This is a genomic window from Pseudohaliea sp. (assembly GCF_054552115.1).
In genome coordinates this window covers 257,913-274,831 of sequence record NZ_JBTOLW010000001.1, presented here as the reverse complement: position 1 = coordinate 274,831, position 16,919 = coordinate 257,913, and the positions used below count along the sequence as shown (strand labels likewise).

Below are 16,919 nucleotides of genomic sequence, written 5' to 3'. Positions count from 1 at the left end.
GGATGCCCCCAGTCGCTCCCCATTACACGCTTTGTGGGGGCATCCTCCAGCAGCCGCCCCTATCGCCTCAGCAGTGCAAATGACTCAGGCGCAATGGGTGGGTACATACCGAGCTATTGCGGGCATTTTCCCATTTTGCGCTACCCGGCGGCCGCAAAATGCGGCACTTCTTCCTGGAGGTTCCAGCACGCTGCCTGAAAAACACGGCGGTCGTGAACGCGCAAGGGCCTGCGTGGGGGAAGCTCCTTCACAAAGCGTGTAACGGGGAGCGACTGAAGGAGCTTCCGCCACGCAGGCCCGCCCCGCTAACCGCACAGGGACCCGGAACGCCGATCAATTGGCGCTGAGGATCATCTCCACCCGGCGGTTGCGCTCCCGGCCTTCCGCGGTGCTGTTGTCGGCCTTCGGGGCGGTCTCGCCGCGGCCGACAGCCACGACCTGTGCCGGATCGACGCCGTACTCCTCTACCAGCTTGCTGCGCACCGCGTCGGCGCGCTGCTGCGACAGCCACTGGTTGTACGCCTCGTCGCCCAGATTGCAGCTATGCCCCTCGATGAGGGCCTCGACGTCCGGGTGGTCGCGCAGGAAGGCCCCGGCGCGGCGGATCTCCTCGTCGAAACCGGACGTGATCTCGGCGGAGTCCAGGGCAAAGGTTACGTTCACTTCCGCCTCGTAGCGGTCGCTGCCCGCCGGGACGAAGGTCGCGCTGCCCGCGGCCATGGCGGCGAGGGCTGCCCTCGACTCGGCGCTCGCACCCTCGCCGTCGGCCGCGCGCCTGTCGAGGCGGTCAAAAAGCGACTCACGGTCGATGGCAATCTCCGGCGGCGGCTCCGGCGGACAGAGCGGCTGGGCATTCTCGTCGTCCGGGTCGCGGCTGAAGTCGAGCTTCAGGGCCTCGATCTGCTCGGCATTGAGACCGTCGAGTTCGAGCGCGGCGAGCAGCAGACCCATGTTGGCCAGCGTCTCGGCACGGGCGCCTATGAGGTTGGTCTGCGCCGTGATGTAGGCACGCTGGGTGTCGAAGAACTCGTTCTGGCTGTCGAGGAGGTCCAGGAGCGTGCGCTGGCCGATGTCGAACTGGTCCTTGTAGGCCCGGCGCGTCTGGTCCTGGGACTCGAGGTTGCGCTTGAGGAGCTGCACCTGCTCGGTCAGTGCCCGGATGTCGTTGAAGGCGATCATCGTCTCCTGGCGCACATTGATGCAGGCCTGCTTGCGCTCTTCCATGGCCGCGTTGTAGAGCGCGTAGGCCTCGCGCTTGCGGGCGCTGTCGGAGCCGCCGCGGAAGAGGTTGTAGTTCAACACCAGCTCGATGGCTTCCTCGTCGTAGGTGCCGTTGAAGCCGTCCGTGTCGTGCTCGATCTCGTTGCGGTAGCGCAGGTCGATACGCGGCATGAACGGCGCGTTGCGGGCATTCAGGAATTCCCGGCTCGCGCGCAGGTTCTCGATCGCCGCGTTGATCACCGGGCTGCGGCTATAGGCCACCTCCAGCGCGGCCTCCCGGAACCTGGGAATCAGCGTATCGGGCAGCGTGGGCATGGCCAGGTCGTCCGCGGGCAGACCGCCGATCACCCGCTGGAAACGCGCCTGCACGTCGTGCAGGTTCTGGAGTTCCGTGACCAGGTTCGACTCCGCGAGGGCGATCCGCGCCTCGGCCTGCTGCAGGTCGACGCCCTGGCTGACGCCGCCGGCGGCCCGCTCCTCGATACGGTTGTAGATCTGCCGGTGGTAGACGTAGTTGTCCTCGGCGTACTCGACGAGCTGCTGGAAGCGCAGCGTGTCCAGGTAGGCCCGCGCCGCCTCCAGGGCGACCGTCTCGGAAATACTGCGCAGGTTGTAGTACTGCGACAGCTTCTCGAAGTTGCGTGTGGCCACGGTGTTGCGCGTCTCGAAGCCGTCGAACAGCATCTGCGTCACCGTGAAGCGGGTCGCATCCCGGGTGTAGCTGCCGAGGTCGACGAGCGGCGTGTCGCGCTGCTCACGGCCGATCTCCGAGGACAGGTCGACGCTCGGCAGGTAGCCGCCGCGGGCCGCGCGCTCGGACTCCCGCGCCGCCTCGAAGTTATAGTACTCCGCGCTGACGCGTGGGTTGGTGTTTACCGCCTGGTTGACGGCCGAGCGGAAGTCCGCGGGGGCACCCTGCGCCAGCACCTGCCCGGCAAGGGCAAGCCCGACGGCGCCGGGGAGCAGTCGTTTCGCGTGACGATGTAGCCAATTCATGAATCTTTCCTCAGGACCCCGTCGCGCGCGACGAGCGTCCGGTTGCTGTAGGGCCGGCTCCGGATGGCCGCCACTCTACCGCAGGTCCCGGCCTTGCGGCGGCTTGCGGCTTGCATTTTTTTCTGCTTTTTTGCGCCTAGTCACAGTTTCCGGCCCGCGCCACACTGGCCCCGTGAACCGACCGCCGACAAGGACGACTGAAGGGCGTGAAATACCTGCATGTGATCGCCAGGCCGGGCCACCGGTGCCGCGCTGCCCGGGGCTTCGGCGGACCGTGAATGGCCCCCCTCAGCCAGCCCGGAGGCCGGTCCCCGTGACCGCGGCGCGGCTCCTGCGCGGGCTGTTGCCCCTGCTGCTGCTGGCGGCGCTGCTCGCGGAGTCGCGCTTTGCCGATCGCGAACAGTTGCTGGCTACGGCCCGGGACCGCTATGGCGCCGAAACGGCCGCCCGCGTCGCCCGGTGGCAGGATCTCCTCGACGCCATGGCGGGCAAACCGGTGCCGGACCAGCTCGACGGCGTCAACCGCTTCTTCAACGTGCAGCTGTCCTGGCGCGACGACCGGGCGATCTGGGGCCGGGAGGACTACTGGGCCACGCCCATGGAGGCCTTTTCCCGGGGCGCCGCGGACTGCGAGGACTTCAGCATCGCCAAGTATGTCAGCCTGCTCGAACTCGGCGTCCCGGTGGAGGCGCTGCGCATCACCTATGTCCGGGCGCGGCCCGTGGGCGGGGGCGAGCCCCGGGCCCACATGGTCCTCGCCTATTATCCGCGTCCCGGCGCGGAACCCCTGATTCTCGACAACCTCGCCGCCTACGTGCTGCCCGCTTCCCGGCGCACGGACCTGACCCCCGTTTTCGGCTTCAACACGGCCGGGATCTGGGTCGGCGACGGGGCCGCCCCGGCGAGCCGCGACCCAACGGCACGCCTGTCCCGCTGGCGGGACCTCCTGCGACGGATGCGGGAGGAGGGTTTACACTGACCGGGCCGACTGGGAGTGAGTCCATGTCCCTCTACAAGCAGCTTTGGCTGGCGATCGTTTTCCTGCTCTCGCTGGTGTTCTGCGTCAGCGTCGCGCTCAGCAGCCTGTCGGCAAAGCGCTACCTGGAGCAGCAGCTTGCCATCAAGAACGCCGACAACGCGACTGCCCTGGCGATCTCCCTGACCCAGCAGGACGCGGACCCGGTGCTCATGGAGCTGACCCTGGCCGCGCAGTTCGACACCGGCTTCTACGAACTTATCCGCCTGACCGGCCCGGGCGGGGAGGTGCTCCTCGAGCGCCGCGACGGCAGCAGCGGCACGCGCGCGCCGGGCTGGTTCACCGCCCTGCTGCCCATCGAGGCAGCGCCGGGTATCGCGACGATCCAGCGCGGCTGGAGCCAGGCCGGCACCCTCGAGGTCCGCAGCCATTCGCGCTTTGCCTACGACGAACTGTGGCAGGCCACCTGGAGCCTTGCACTGGCGTTTTTCCTCACCGCCCTCGCCGCGGGTGCGGTCGGCTCCGTGCTGCTGCGCCGGCTGCTCGCCCCGCTGGCCGGCGTGGTCGGCCAGGCCAGCGCCATCGGCGAGCGACGCTTCGTCACCCTCGAGGAACCGCACACCCGGGAGTTCCGGGACCTGGTCGCCGCCATGAACCGCCTCTCGGCCCGCGTCCGGGACATGCTGGCGAGCGAGGGCGAGCGCCTGGAACAGCTGCAGCGGGCGACCACCGCGGACCCGGTGACCGGGCTCCTCGACCGCAGCGCCTTCGGCGCTCAGCTCGCCGCCACGCTCGCCGGCGACGACGCGGGCGCGACCGGCAGCTTCTGCATGGGCCGGCTCACCGAACTGGTGCGCTACAACGAGGCCTACGGCCACGAGGTCCTGGACGCGGTCCTGGCCAGCGCCGGTCGCAACCTGAACACGCTGTGCCGCGAGCGGGACTGGTCCTGCGGCCGCCTCAACGGTTCCGACATCGCCCTGCTCGCGCCCGGCGCCGAGGACCCGCGGGTCGTCGGTATGCAGCTGCAGGACGTGCTCGCAGCGGCCTTCACCGCCCATGACGTGCAGCTGCCCGAGATCCCGGTCGCCTGCGGCGAGTATCACCCGGGCGACCGCGCGGGCGACCTGCTGACGGCCCTGGACGCCGCTCTGCAAGGCGCGGAGCGTGGTGGCACCGGCGAAGTCGCCCTCGCCCAGCGCGGCGCGAGCACGCCGGTAAGGGAACAGCTGGAGCACTGGCGCGCGCGCCTGTCAGCCGCGTTTTCCGGTGACGGCTTCACGCTCGTCACCTTCCCGGTGCTGGAACACGGCGGCGCCGTGCTGCACCGGGAAGCGCTGGTGCGCCTGCGCGAGCACGGCGAGCTGCTGCCTGCGGCACGGTTCCTCCCCTGGATCAACCGCATGCAGCTCGGCGGGGAGCTGGACCGGCGGGTCGTGGAGCTCGGACTGCGTCTCGCCGCCGAGAGCGGTGAGCCGCTGGCCGTGAACCTGTCGACCGCCGCCCTCGCCGACGATGACTTCCCCGGCTGGCTCGACCGCCGGGCCGCCGAAGCGGGGAACGCCGCCCGGCTGGCCCTGGAGGTCGCCGAGAGCGCGGCTTACCACCACCTGCCAAACTTCCGCCGGCTCTCGGCGGTGGCCCACCGCCACGGCATGCAGACGGGCATGGACCGGGTTGGCCGCCGGCTGGCCGATCTCGGCCAGCTGCACGACGTGGGCATAGACTACGTCAAGCTCGATGCGGTGTTCGTGCGCGACATCGACAGCGACGCGACCAACCAGAACCTGCTGCGCACCCTCAGCACCCTGGTGCACGCGGTCGGAGTCAGGGTGATCGCCGAGGGCGTGGAGAACCGCGCACAGTGGCAGGCGCTGGAAGCCCTTGGCGTGGATGCGGTGGGCGGGCCGGGCGTCCGGCCCGCCGGGGAATGACGCGCCGGCCGCTCAGTCGTCGCCGAGGAGGTCGAGGCTGCCGCCGATGCGGCTGCGCAGCTGCTGGCGGTGCAGGACTTTCTTCTGCGCCGACGCGGGCAGCTCGGTGAACAGGATGATGCCCTTGTCCACCAGCAGATCGACCAGGTCCTCGATGACGCGTACCAGTTCGAGGTCCGAACTGGCGAGCTGCCCTGCCTCGCCACCCCGGCTGCCGGCCAGGCGGTCGAGGAAGCCCGAGGCCTGCAGCTCCTCCTCGCTGACTTCTTCGACGCAGTCTCCCTCCGCCTCGTGACTGGCGGCGACGATGGCGCCCTCGGCATTGCGCTTGACGAATGGCATCGCTGTCCCCCCCCCGGCGGTCCGGGCAATGATGCACGCGCGGACCGGCCCGGGCAAGGGCGCGGCAGTGCTAGACTCTGCGGCTGATCGAGGCCCCGGGAGAAGACCGACACCATGACCAGCGCCCCCGGCGACCCCGCCAGCAGGGTACTCTGCGAGCGGGTAACCACGCTGCGCCAGAAACACCGCTTCACCCTGGAGCAGCTCGCGGCCGCGTCCGGCGTCAGCCGCTCCATGCTCAGCCAGATCGAGCGCGGCCGGGCGAACCCCACGCTGGCGGTGACCTACCGCATCGCCCAGGCCTTCGGTATCAGTATCGGCGAGCTCGTGGACGATCCGGACGCCAGCGCCAGCATCGAGCGGATCCGCGGCGACGATCCCGGCATGCTGTTCCGCGGCGACGAGGAGTGCAGCATCCGCACGCTGTCGCCGCTGCACCAGGAGAAGGCGGTGGAGTTCTACGAGATCGTCCTGCAGCCCGGGGCCCGGCTCGCCAGCGGCGCCCATTACGAGGGCACGCGGGAACTCTTCACCGTGGCGAGCGGCTGTGCGGAAGTCAGCGCCGGCAGCGACCACTGCCCCCTCGCGGCCGGCGACACGGCCCACTACCGGGCCGACGTGGACCACGTCATTGCCAACAGCGGCACGGAACCCCTGCGCGGCTACCTCGTGGTGACCTACAGCAGCTGACCTAGCGCGGACGGGGTCGCGCCTGCGCCTCCGGCAGGCGGCGCAGGCCGTGAGCCAGGAAAAGTGCGCAGGAGAGCAGCAGCACCGCGCCGCCCTGGTGGGCGGCGGCGAGCGGGACCGGCACGTGCGCCAGCAGCGTGCTGATGCCGAGAACGACCTGCAGCAACAGCGCCGCCAGCAGCAGCCAGGCTCCCCGGCGCACCCGCGGGGCGCGCTCCCGCCGCAGCACCGCGACGACGAGGGCTGCCACCAGCACCGTCAGCACGTAGGCGAAGAGGCGGTGGTTGAACTGGATCGTGACCACGTCCTCGAAGGCCGCGAGCCAGGCCGGGTCCGTGCGGTAGAGTCCCTCGGGAATGAAGGTCGGACCCATGAGCGGCCAGGTGTTATAGGAAAAGCCCGCGTTGGTACCGGCGACGAAGCCCCCGGAGAGCATCATCAGGTAGACCAACGGCACCAGGGCCAGGGCCAGGGGCGCGAGCGGCGAGCGCCGCGCGCCCGCCGGCGGTGCCAGCAGATCCAGCACCAGCCAGAGCATGAAGCCATAGATCACGACCGCCAGACCGAGGTGTGCCGTGAGCCGGTACTGGCTCACGTCCGGCCGGTCCACGAGCCCCGACTGCACCATGTACCAGCCCAGGAAGCCCTGGCAGCCACCGAGCACGAACAGGAGCAGCAGCTTCGGCATCAGGCCGGGGCGGATACGCCGGCGCAGTGCGAAATAGACCAGCGGGATGAAGAACAGCAGGCCGATGAGGCGCCCGAGCACCCGGTGCAGGTACTCGTACAGGAAGATGACCTTGAACTCGTGCAGGGACATGCCGCGATTGACCAGGCGGTACTCCGGGTACTGCCGGTACTTGTCGAAGACCGCCTGCCACTCGGCCTCGGAGAGCGGCGGAATGATGCCCATGAGCGGGCGCCACTCCACCATGGACAGGCCGGATTCGGTCAGCCGGGTGACGCCGCCGAGCAGGATCATGCCGAAGATGACCGTGGCGCAGGCGGCGAGCCAGAGGCCCACCTGGCGATCATGGCGGGGCGTGTAGGAGGCTGCGGTGCTCATGCTGTCGGGGTCGATTGCTGTCGGGGTCAGGGCCGGCGGGGCCGCAATGATAACGGAAAATCCCTTCCGCCACCGGCCCTCGCGGAGCGGCCGGCCCGTGCCGTCAGTCGGCCAGTTCCGGGCGGCCGCGGAACGCCGCCAGGGCCTCGGGGTTGGCCAGGGCGTCCGTGTTCTCGACCGGCTCTCCGTGCACCGCGCTGCGCACCGCGAGCTCCGCGAGCTTGCCGCTGATCGTGCGCGGGATGTCCGGCACCGCCAGGATCCTGGCCGGTACGTGCCGCGGCGTCGCGTTCTCCCGGATCACGGCGCGGATCCGCGCGGCCAGCGCCTCGTCGAGCACGGCGCCGTCGCGCAGCACCACGAACAGCACCACGCGCACGTCGTCGTCCCGGCGCTGGCCGATGACCACGCTCTCGAGCACTTCCTCCACGCGCTCCACCTGGCGGTAGATCTCCGCCGTGCCGATGCGCACGCCCCCGGGATTCAGCACCGCGTCGGAGCGGCCGTGGATAATAAAGCCGCCGTGCGCCGTCAGCTCGGCATAGTCGCCGTGGGCCCAGACCCCGGGCCAGCGATCGAAGTAGGCACCCCGGAAGCGGCTGCCGTCCGGGTCGTTCCAGAAGCCCAGCGGGCAGGACGGGAAGGGCCGGGTACAGACCAGTTCGCCCTTTTCGCCCGTGACGGGCTCACCGGCCTCGTTCCAGACCTCCACGGCCATGCCGAGCCCGGCGGCCTGGATTTCCCCGCGGTAGACCGGCAGCACCGGGCACCCGCCCACGAAACAGGACACGATATCGGTCCCGCCGGAGATCGAGGCGAGGCAGAGCTCCGCCTTGATGTCACGGTAGACGTAATCGTAATGCGCCGGCGACAGCGGCGAGCCGGTAGACAGCATCGTGCGCAGTGAGCCTAGCTCATGGCTCTCCCGCGGGCGATGACCGGCCTTCTCCAGGGCGGCGATGTACTTCGCGCTGGTGCCGAACACGGTGATCCCCTCGCGGTCGATGGCATCGAGGAGCGCGCGCCCGTCATCGGCGAAGGGCGAGCCATCGTAGAGCACCAGCGTCGCCCCGCTGGCCAGGCCCGAAGCGAGCCAGTTCCACATCATCCAGCCGCAGGTGGTGAAGTAGAAGAAAACATCCCCCTCGCCGAGGTCCGTGTGCAGCTGGTGCTCCTTGAGGTGCTGCAGCAGCGTACCGCCGGCGCCGTGCACGATGCACTTGGGCACGCCGGTCGTACCGGACGAGTAGAGCGCGTAGAGCGGATGATCGAAGGGCAGGCGCTCGAAGGCGATGGCGCCGGCCGCGGGCTGCCGGAACGCCGTCCAGCACCGGGCGCCGGGCACGGTCTCCCCCGGGTCGGCAGTGCCGAGCACCGGGACCACCACCAGCTGCTCGATGCTGTCGATCGCCGCGGCGATCTCGGCCACCCGCGGCAGGCAGTCGAGGGTCTTGCCGTTGTAGTAATAGCCGTCCGTGGCGAACAGCACCTTCGGACGCACCTGGCCGAAGCGGTCGAGGACGCCGTTCACGCCGAAGTCCGGGGAGCAGGAGGTCCAGAGCGCACCGAGGCTGGCGGCGGCGAGCATGGCGACGATCGCCTCCGGCACGTTCGGCAGGAACCCGGCAACCCGGTCCCCCGGGCCCACGCCGGCATCGCGCAGCGCAGCGGCCACGGCCGCGACCTCGCCATAGAGTGCGTCCCGGGAGAGGACGCGCCGCTCGCCGTTCTCGAGCAGGGAAACGATGGCCGCCTGCGGGCCGCGGTGACGCAGGAGGTTCTCGGCGAAGTTGAGCTGTGCGTCGGGAAACCAGCGCGCCCCGGGGAAGCGGTCGCCGTCCACGAGCACCGCGTCTCCCGCATCGCCGATCACCCCGGTGAAGGTCCAGAGGGCCTGCCAGAACGCCTCCGGCGACGTCACCGACCAGCGGTGCAGGGCCTGGTAGTCCCCGGCCACCGGCGGACCGCCGGCAGCCTCCACCGCTGCCGCGAAGGCGGTGAGTCGCGCGCGGCCGATACGCTCGGCGGACGGTATCCAGAGTGGCTCGGTCATCGTTCAGGTCCCCTGTGCGCCGTGCGGTCCCCGGCTGGCCGCGCTGGATGCCGCCTGCAGCGCCCGCCAGGTCGTTGCTTTTGCAACGATCGCCGCAAGGGTCGCACAACGGGACTGCGCCCGCCAGCACCGTTGGCCGCAGCACCGTTGGCCGCAGCACCGTTGGCCGCCGGGGCGCGGGCTGCCGTAGAATGCAGCGCCCAATGCCACCGGACCCCGCCAGATGGAACTCCTCCGCCTCGACCAGGCCAGCCTCGCCTACGGCACCCAGGTGCTCCTGGACCGGGTCGATCTCGTGCTGCGCAAGGGTGACCGGCTGGGGCTCCTGGGACGCAACGGTGCCGGCAAGACGTCCCTGCTCAGGGTTCTCGCCGGGGAGCAGGAGCCGGATGCCGGCAGCCGCTGGCTGCGGCCCGGAACGCGCCTCGCGCGCCTGTCGCAGGCGCTGCCGCCCGGTGACGCGGTAACCGTCTACGACGCGGTCGCCGGCGGCCTGGCGGAAGTCGGCGAGCTGCTCTCGCGCTACCATCGGCTCGCGCACGCCGGCGCCGCGACGGACCTGGAAGCCCTGGCCTCGGTACAGCAGGCCCTCGAGACCGCCGACGGCTGGCGCCTGCAGCAGCGGGTGGAAACGGTGCTCAGCCGCCTGGACCTGCCGGCGGACCGGGAACTGGCAGCGCTCTCCGGGGGCTGGCGGCGCCGCGTCGCCCTCGGCCGGGCCCTCGTCGGCGAGCCGGAGATCCTGCTCCTCGACGAGCCGACCAACCATCTCGACATCCCGGCCATCGCCTGGCTGGAGGCACAGGTCGCCCAGTACGGTGGCGCGCTGGTCCTCATCACCCACGACCGCCGCTTTCTCCAGGCCACCGTGAACCGGATCGCCGAGCTGGACCGCGGGCACCTGGTGACCTGGGACGGCGATTACCGCGGCTTCCTCGCCCACCGGGAGCGGGAAGCCGCGGCCGAGGCCCGCGCAGACGCGAAGCAGGATCGCAAGCTCGCCGAGGAGGAGGCCTGGATCCGCCAGGGCATCAAGGCCCGGCGCACGCGCAACGAGGGCCGGGTGCGCGCCCTTGAGCAGCTGCGCCGCGAGCGTGCGCAGCGTCGCACCGCCCTCGGCCGCGCGCGCTTCGGTGTCGAAGAGGCAGAGGCCGGCGGGCGCATCGTCGCCGAACTCCGGGACGTGAGCCTGCGCCTCGGCGGACGCACGATCCTCGACCACCAGTCGCTGATCATCCAGCGCGGCGACCGCATCGGCATCGTGGGCGCCAACGGTGCGGGCAAGTCGACCCTGGTCAAGCTGATCCTCGGCGAACTCGAGCCGGACAGCGGCGAGGTGCTGCGCGGCAGCCGCCTGCAGGTCGCCTACGCCGACCAGCTGCGCTCGGAGCTGGACCCGGAGAAAAACCTCATCGACAACATCTGCGGGGGAAGGGAGTTCATCGAGGTGAACGGCCGGCGCAAGCACGCCATCGCCTACCTCGGCGACTTCCTGTTCACGCCCGAGCGCATCCGCACGCCGGTCAAGGCGCTCTCCGGCGGGGAGCAGAACCGGGCCGTGCTCGCACGCCTGTTCCTGAAACCGGCCAACGTCCTCGTCCTCGACGAGCCGACCAACGACCTCGATATCGAGACCCTGGAACTCCTGGAGGAGATTCTCCTCGCCTTCGAGGGCACGGTCCTGCTGGTCAGCCACGACCGGGCCTTCATGGACAATGTGGTGACCAGCCTGCTGGTGCTGCCCGGGGACGGTACCATCGACGAGCAGGCCGGCGGCTACAGCGACTGGGAGGCCCGGGGCGGCGGGCTCGTTGCCGAGCGGTCGTCCGTCGGCGAAGGCAGCCGCACAGCGGCGGCAGCCAGCCCCGCGGCGGCACCTGCCGGGCCGCCGGCGCGCGGCGAGCGGAAGAAGCTGTCCTACCGGGAGCAGCGCGAACTGGCCGACCTGCCGGCGCGCATCGAGGCACTGGAGGCCCGCCACGCAGAGCTGGAGGCGATGACGGCCGCAGCGGACTTCTACCAGGGCGATGCGTCGACCGTGCAGGCGACGCTCGCCGAGTTCACGGAACTCCAGGCGACCCTGGAGGCCGCCGTGGAGCGCTGGGCGGAGCTGGAGGAACGCGCCTAGGCAATCACTTTCGCCACGGCATCGGCAACGTAATCGATGTTGCGGGCGTTGATGCCGGCGACATTGATCCGCGATGAGCCGAGCATGTACACGCTGTGTTCCTCGCGCAGCCGCCGCGTCTCGTCCTCGCTCAGGCCGAGGAAGGAGAACATGCCCTTCTCCTCGCGAATGAAGGCGAAATCGCGCCCCGTGGTGCTCTCGAGCTTCTGCACCAGCGTTTCGCGCAGGGCGTTGATGCGGTCGCACATGCCGTGCAGTTCCTCGCGCCAGGCCGCCTCCAGGCCCGGGTCCGCCAGCACGCGGCCGGCCAGCAGCGCCCCGTGCGCCGGCGGCATGGAGTAGATGCGACGGGCCGCCACCTTGGCCTGGCTGAGGATCGCCTCGGCGCTGCCGGCATCGCGGCAGAGAAACTGCGCGATCCCCGTCCGCTCCCGGTAGAGCCCCATGTTCTTGGAGCAGGACGCGGCGACGATGAGTTCCGGCAGCCGCTCCGCCAGCAGCCGGAGGCCCGCGGCGTCCGCCTCCAGGCCATCGCCGAGCCCCTGGTAGGCAATGTCGATGAAGGGCAGGAAACCCTGGCGCTCGGCCATCTCCGCGATGACGCCCCACTGCTCGAGGGTGAGATCCGCACCGCAGGGGTTGTGGCAGCAGCCGTGGAGCAGCACCAGGTCCTTTGCCTTGGCGCGCTTCAGGTCCTCCACCATGCCGTCGAAGTCGACCCCGTGGCTCACGGCGTCGTAGTAGCGGTACTGCTCGAACTCGAGGCCGACGCTGCCGATGAGTGGAATGTGCACCGGCCAGGACGGGTCGGAGACCCAGACCTTCGCGTCCGGGGAGGCGACGCGCGCTATCTCGGCGCCGATGCGCAGCGCCCCGCAGCCGCCGGGCGCTGCCACGGAGGTCACGCGGCCGTCCGCGAGGGCGGCGCTGTCGCCGCCGAAGACCAGCGCCCGCATGCCGCTATTGAAATCCGGGTCACCGGCCGGGGGCAGGTAGGCCTTGCTGGTCTCTTCCTCCACCAGCGCGCGCTGGGCATCGCTGATGGCCCGGAACACCGGGCAGACGCCCTCCTCGTTCATGTAGATGCCGACGGTGAGGTCCACCTTGTCGGGGTTCGGGTCCGCGCGGCAGGCGGCGGCGAGGCCGAGAATCGGGTCATCCGGGAGGCGCTCGAGGGTGTGCAGCATGTCGGCTTCCTTGTCGTTCGGGTATCTCACCGGTGTCGGGCTGGTGCCAGGCCTTGCCGCGGCGAGGCCCGGGGCGTGCCCGGGCCGTGACGGACACCGGCGGGGGGCGTGACGGCGGGGCGGGATTGCGCCCCGGCATTTCGCAGCGAAGAATAGCGTACTCCGGCGACGCCTGCCCAGCGCCGCCCCCTGCCCCGGAGGTTTCCCGTGTCCCGCATCCTCGTCATCGGCTCTTCCAACACCGACATGGTCATCCGCGTACCCGCGCTGCCGCGTCCCGGTGAGACGGTCCTCGGCGGCGAGTTCGCGATCAACGGCGGCGGCAAGGGCGCGAACCAGGCCCTGGCTGCCGCCCGGGCCGGCGGCGCGGTGACCTTCCTGGGCCGCGTCGGGGACGATGACTTCGGGCGCCGGGCTCTGGCCGACCTCGGCGCGGCCGGCATCGACACCGCGCCCTGCATCTTCGATGCGGACAACCCCTCCGGTGTGGCCCAGATCCTCGTCGACGGGGACGGGGAGAACTGCATCGCCGTCGCACCGGGCGCGAACGCCCGGCTCGCCCCCGAAGACCTTGCGGCTGCCGGGGCGCAGTTCCGCGCCGGCAGCCGCGTGCTTCTGCAGCTGGAGACACCGCTGGCAACGGTACAGGCGGCCCTGACCCGGGCCCGGGAAAGCGGCTGCCACACGGTGCTCAACCCGGCCCCCGCGCAGGCCCTGCCCGCGGGGCTGCTCGGGCTGACCGACCTGCTGACGCCGAACGAGAGCGAGGCCGAGCGCCTCACCGGCATCGCGGTCGGTGACGATGCGAGCGCCGCGGCCGCGGCCGAAGCGCTGCACCGGCAGGGTGTCGACACGGTACTGCTCACCCGGGGCGCGCGCGGGGTCTTTCTCTCGCGCGCGGATGGCGAGCAGCAGGCCTTCCCCGCCTTCACGGTCGCTGCCGTGGACAGCACCGCCGCCGGGGATGTCTTCAACGGCTGCCTGGTGACCGCCCTCGCCGAAGGCATGAGCCTCGCCGCCGCGATCCCCTTCGCCCAGGCGGGCGCCGCTCTCTCCGTACAGCAGCCTGGCGCGCAGGACAGCATACCGGCGCGGGCGGCCATCGAGGCTTTCCTTGCCACTGCCTGAGCCCTGCCGGCGCCCGTGAGGAGCCCCCGCGGGCGCGGACTGTCAGAATTTCACAGCAAAGCTGCGCAGTTTTTACGCGATCGATTTACCTTGACTGCGTTACAGTTTCTCTTGAATACCCGTGTGAAGTGTCGAGCCATGACAGAAGAAGCACCCGGAAGCAACAATAAGCAGGGGGCGCAGGCCGGCGAGGAGAACCGCAAGAGCCTGGTCGCCTTCCTCAAGAGCATCAAGTTCCGCCGCGGCGGCAAGCGCGAGGAAGTCGCCGAGTGCGACGGTCACTTCGCCGGCCTCAAGGCCAAGGTCAAGCGCCGCCGGCCCAAGGACGAGACCCTCGCCATCCGCAGCGCCAACTGAGCCCCGACGGGGTTCAGGGCGCCTTCGCGACCACCACCGCCCGGCGCGGCGCCGGGTAGCCTTCGATCGTCCGGCCCGGGTCTGAGGGGTCGAGGAAATCCGCCAGCGAGTGAAAGCGCATCCAGTCGGTGCGCCGCTGTTCCTCCGTACTGGTCACCGTGACATCCACCACCCTTGCGTCGCGGAACTTCACCTTCGCCAGCCACCCGAGCAGCGTCGCAGTGCTGGGCAGGAACCAGACGTTGCCCATGCGTGCGTAGCGCCCGCGCGGCACCAGGGTCATGCCCGCTTCGCCCTCGATGACCAGTGTCTCCAGCACCAGCTCGCCGCCGGGGCGCAGGCAGTCGCGCAGGGCAAGGAGATGGTCCAGGGGGGAGCGGCGGTGGTAGAGGACGCCCATGGAGAAGACCGTGTCGAAGGCCGGCAGCGGCCGCGGCACCGCCTCCAGGGGCAGCGGCAGCACGTTCACCGCGGCATCGCGGAGATAGCGCTGGAGGGCCTGGAACTGCAGCACGAAGAGCGGGCTCGGGTCGATCCCCGTCACCTCCGCCGCCCCGGCCCCGCGCATGCGCCAGCAGTGATAGCCATTGCCGCAGCCCACGTCGAGGACGCGCCGGCCTTCGAGCGGCGCAAGCGCCCCGGCCAGCCGGTCCCATTTCCAGTCCGAGCGCCATTCCGTGTCGATGTGCAGCCCGAAGAGCTCGAAGGGCCCTTTCCGCCAGGGGTGCAGCCCCTGCAGCGCCCCGCACAGCGCCTCCCGCATCGCCGGCGCCAGGGGCGCGGATGCCTCCGCGCCGACGCGGCCCCGGTCGAGGTGGACGGCCGCGACGTCGATGTCGGGAAGGGCGTCGAGCGCCGCCTGCCAGCGCGGCAGGTCACCGTGGCGCTCCGGGGAGAGGCCCTCGGCAACCTGCTCCGCCAGCAGGGGCGCCCAGGATGCGAGGGGACCGTCGGCCCAGCGGCGGGCCAGCGCGTCGATGTTCAGACCTTGAGGGTTCACGCCTTGAGGGGTCACGACTTGAGCAGTCACGCCTTGAGGGCGATGAGCGACGCGAAATTGAAGCACTGGAACCAGACGTCGCAGGAGGCGAAGCCGGCGGCGCGGCAGCGCGCCCGGTGCACGTCCAGGGTCTCGGGCAGCAGCACGTTCTCCAGCGCGCTGCGCTTCTGCGCCACCTCGAGGTCCGAGTAGCCGTTGGCGCGCTTGAACTGGTGGTGCAGGTCGATGTTCAGCGCATCCAGGGCCGGGTCCGCGAAGGTGACTTTCTCCGAGAGCACGAGCACACCGCCGGGGCGCAGTCCCGCGCAGATACGCGCGAGCAGGGGCTCCCGGTCCGCGACGGGGACGAACTGCAGCGTGTAGTTGAGGACGACCATCGACGCGTCCTCGATGGGCACCTCGCGGATATCGGCCTCGACGAGGTCGACCGGCGTCGGATGCGCGTCGGCGTCGATCACTGCCCGGCAGCGCTCGAGCATGGCGGGGGAATTGTCCACCGCGACGATGCGGCAGCCCCCGGTCTCGATGTGCTGGCGCATGGCCAGCGTCGACGCACCGAGCGAGCAGCCGAGATCGTAGAGCGTACTGCCGGGGCTCGCGAAGCGCGCCGCGAGCAGCCCGGACAGGGCCACGACCGTCGGATAGCCGGGCACCGAGCGGCGGATCATGTCCGGGAAGACCCGGGCGACCTCGCTGTCGAAGGTGAAGGGTGCCGTGGCCCCGAGGGGGTCGGCAAAAAGCCTGTCGCTGGCGTCGCTCACTGTCATCGGGGGTCGTGGCACTGCGTGGCGCCATCCTACCATGCGCCGCCCTTGGCAGCGGTGCCGGCGAGGGTTGATAATCGCCCCCTTTTGCCCCCCCCGTTCCACGCCCGGAGACCCGCCCATGAAAGGCACGCACGAGTACGTCGACGACCCCCGCAACGCCGGGATTCTCATCGACATCAATGGCGAACTGGTGCCGCGGGCCGAGGCGACGGTCTCCGTGTTCGACTCGGGTTTTATCCTCGGCGACGGCGTCTGGGAAGGGCTGCGGGTGGAAAGCGGGACCGTGCTCTTTCTCGAGCGGCACCTGGAGCGGCTCTTCGAGGGCATGAAGACGCTGGACTTCGAGCCGGACTTCGACCGCGACGCCCTCACCCGCCGCCTCTACGCGGTACTCGGCGCCAACGGGATGCACGACGGTGTGCACATCCGCCTCATGGTCTCCCGCGGGGTCAAGGCCACCCCCTACCAGGACCCGCGCATGACGGTGACGCCGCCCACGGTAGTGATTATCCCCGAGTACAAGGATCCGCTGCCGGAGACCGTGGACCGGGGCGTGCGCCTGTTCACGGTGCACGTGCGCCGGGGCTACTCGGACGTGCAGGACCCGACGCTCAATACCCACTCCAAGCTCAACTGCATCACCGCCTGCATCCAGGCGGCCAAGGCCGGTCACGACGAGGCGCTGATGCTCGACCCGCACGGCTTCGTCGCCACCTGCAACAGCACGCACTTCTTCATCGTGCGGCGGGACGAGCTGTGGACCTCCACCGGGGACTACTGCCTCGACGGCATAACGCGCGAAAAGGTACTGCAGATCGCCGGCGAACTCGGCATCCCCGCGCGGGAGAAGAACTTCACGCTGAACGACGTCTATAACGCGCAGGAGGCGTTCGTCACCGGGACCTTTGCCGGCCTGGTACCCGTGCGCGAGGTGGACGGCCGGACCATCGGTGATGGTGGCGGTGAGGACAGCGGCAGGCGCCCGTTCATCACCCGCCTGCGCCAGGGCTACCGCGACCGCGTGCAGCGCTACATCGACGGCCCGGGGGCCAGCCACCCGCGGGAGGGCTGAGC

Annotated in this window: 14 protein-coding genes; 7 read left to right on the top strand and 7 right to left on the bottom strand. The window is 70.3% G+C overall.

Going from position 1 to position 16,919, the window contains the following annotated elements; genetic code table 11:
• Positions 1-333: 333 nt before the first annotated feature.
• Positions 334-2,217: a TolC family outer membrane protein gene (locus tag ACX93N_RS01245; RefSeq protein ID WP_459426562.1), complete on the bottom strand. Its 1,884-nt coding sequence runs from the start codon at positions 2,215-2,217 to the stop codon at positions 334-336.
• Positions 2,218-2,530: 313 nt separating this feature from the next.
• Between ACX93N_RS01245 and ACX93N_RS01240 the strand changes: the two genes are divergently transcribed.
• Both ACX93N_RS01240 and ACX93N_RS01235 read left to right on the top strand, forming a co-directional pair.
• Positions 2,531-3,196 carry a transglutaminase-like cysteine peptidase gene (locus ACX93N_RS01240; protein ID WP_459426561.1) on the top strand — a complete coding sequence of 222 codons (666 nt, stop codon included), beginning with the start codon at positions 2,531-2,533 and terminating at the stop codon, positions 3,194-3,196.
• Positions 3,197-3,219: 23 nt separating this feature from the next.
• A complete protein-coding gene (locus ACX93N_RS01235; protein WP_459426560.1) occupies positions 3,220-5,127 on the top strand; it encodes a bifunctional diguanylate cyclase/phosphodiesterase in 1,908 nt (635 codons plus the stop codon).
• A gap of 12 nt (positions 5,128-5,139) precedes the next feature.
• Here ACX93N_RS01235 and ACX93N_RS01230 read toward each other — a convergent pair whose 3' ends face one another.
• Positions 5,140-5,469, bottom strand: a complete 330-nt coding sequence (locus tag ACX93N_RS01230) for a hypothetical protein (RefSeq protein WP_459426559.1) — start codon at positions 5,467-5,469, stop codon at positions 5,140-5,142.
• Positions 5,470-5,583: 114 nt separating this feature from the next.
• Between ACX93N_RS01230 and ACX93N_RS01225 the strand changes: the two genes are divergently transcribed.
• A complete protein-coding gene (locus ACX93N_RS01225; protein ID WP_459426558.1) occupies positions 5,584-6,159 on the top strand; it encodes a helix-turn-helix domain-containing protein in 576 nt (191 codons plus the stop codon).
• Between the two features lies 1 nt (position 6,160).
• On the opposite strand, the gene ACX93N_RS01220 is transcribed toward ACX93N_RS01225, so the two are convergent.
• Complete coding sequence (locus tag ACX93N_RS01220) at positions 6,161-7,225, bottom strand: COX15/CtaA family protein (protein ID WP_459426557.1); 1,065 nt, start codon at positions 7,223-7,225, stop codon at positions 6,161-6,163.
• A 103-nt stretch (positions 7,226-7,328) separates the two neighbouring features.
• On the bottom strand, positions 7,329-9,278 hold the full coding sequence (locus ACX93N_RS01215; protein WP_459426556.1) for an acetoacetate--CoA ligase: 1,950 nt from the start codon (positions 9,276-9,278) through the stop codon (positions 7,329-7,331).
• A gap of 223 nt (positions 9,279-9,501) precedes the next feature.
• Between ACX93N_RS01215 and ACX93N_RS01210 the strand changes: the two genes are divergently transcribed.
• Entirely contained in the window at positions 9,502-11,406 is a 1,905-nt protein-coding gene (locus tag ACX93N_RS01210; RefSeq protein WP_459426555.1) for an ATP-binding cassette domain-containing protein, read from the top strand.
• Here ACX93N_RS01210 and ACX93N_RS01205 read toward each other — a convergent pair.
• Positions 11,403-12,593, bottom strand: a complete 1,191-nt coding sequence (locus ACX93N_RS01205; protein WP_459426554.1) for an amino acid aminotransferase — start codon at positions 12,591-12,593, stop codon at positions 11,403-11,405. The genes ACX93N_RS01210 and ACX93N_RS01205 overlap by 4 nt on opposite strands.
• A 207-nt stretch (positions 12,594-12,800) precedes the next feature.
• On the opposite strand from ACX93N_RS01205, the gene rbsK reads away from it, so the two are divergent.
• Together rbsK and ACX93N_RS01195 are read left to right on the top strand one after the other, a co-directional pair.
• On the top strand, positions 12,801-13,721 hold the full coding sequence (rbsK, locus tag ACX93N_RS01200; protein WP_459426553.1) for a ribokinase: 921 nt from the start codon (positions 12,801-12,803) through the stop codon (positions 13,719-13,721).
• 138 nt (positions 13,722-13,859) lie between these two features.
• On the top strand, positions 13,860-14,078 hold the full coding sequence (locus tag ACX93N_RS01195) for a hypothetical protein (RefSeq protein WP_459426552.1): 219 nt from the start codon (positions 13,860-13,862) through the stop codon (positions 14,076-14,078).
• Positions 14,079-14,091: 13 nt separating this feature from the next.
• Here the strand turns inward: ACX93N_RS01195 and cmoB are convergent, their stop codons facing one another.
• Entirely contained in the window at positions 14,092-15,078 is a 987-nt protein-coding gene (gene cmoB, locus ACX93N_RS01190) for a tRNA 5-methoxyuridine(34)/uridine 5-oxyacetic acid(34) synthase CmoB (RefSeq protein ID WP_459426551.1), read from the bottom strand.
• A 26-nt stretch (positions 15,079-15,104) separates the two neighbouring features.
• A complete protein-coding gene (gene cmoA, locus ACX93N_RS01185; RefSeq protein WP_459426569.1) occupies positions 15,105-15,845 on the bottom strand; it encodes a carboxy-S-adenosyl-L-methionine synthase CmoA in 741 nt (246 codons plus the stop codon).
• Between the two features lie 118 nt (positions 15,846-15,963).
• Between cmoA and ACX93N_RS01180 the strand changes: the two genes are divergently transcribed.
• Positions 15,964-16,917: an aminotransferase class IV gene (locus ACX93N_RS01180; protein ID WP_459426550.1), complete on the top strand. Its 954-nt coding sequence runs from the start codon at positions 15,964-15,966 to the stop codon at positions 16,915-16,917.
• The last annotated feature ends 2 nt before the right edge of the window (positions 16,918-16,919 follow it).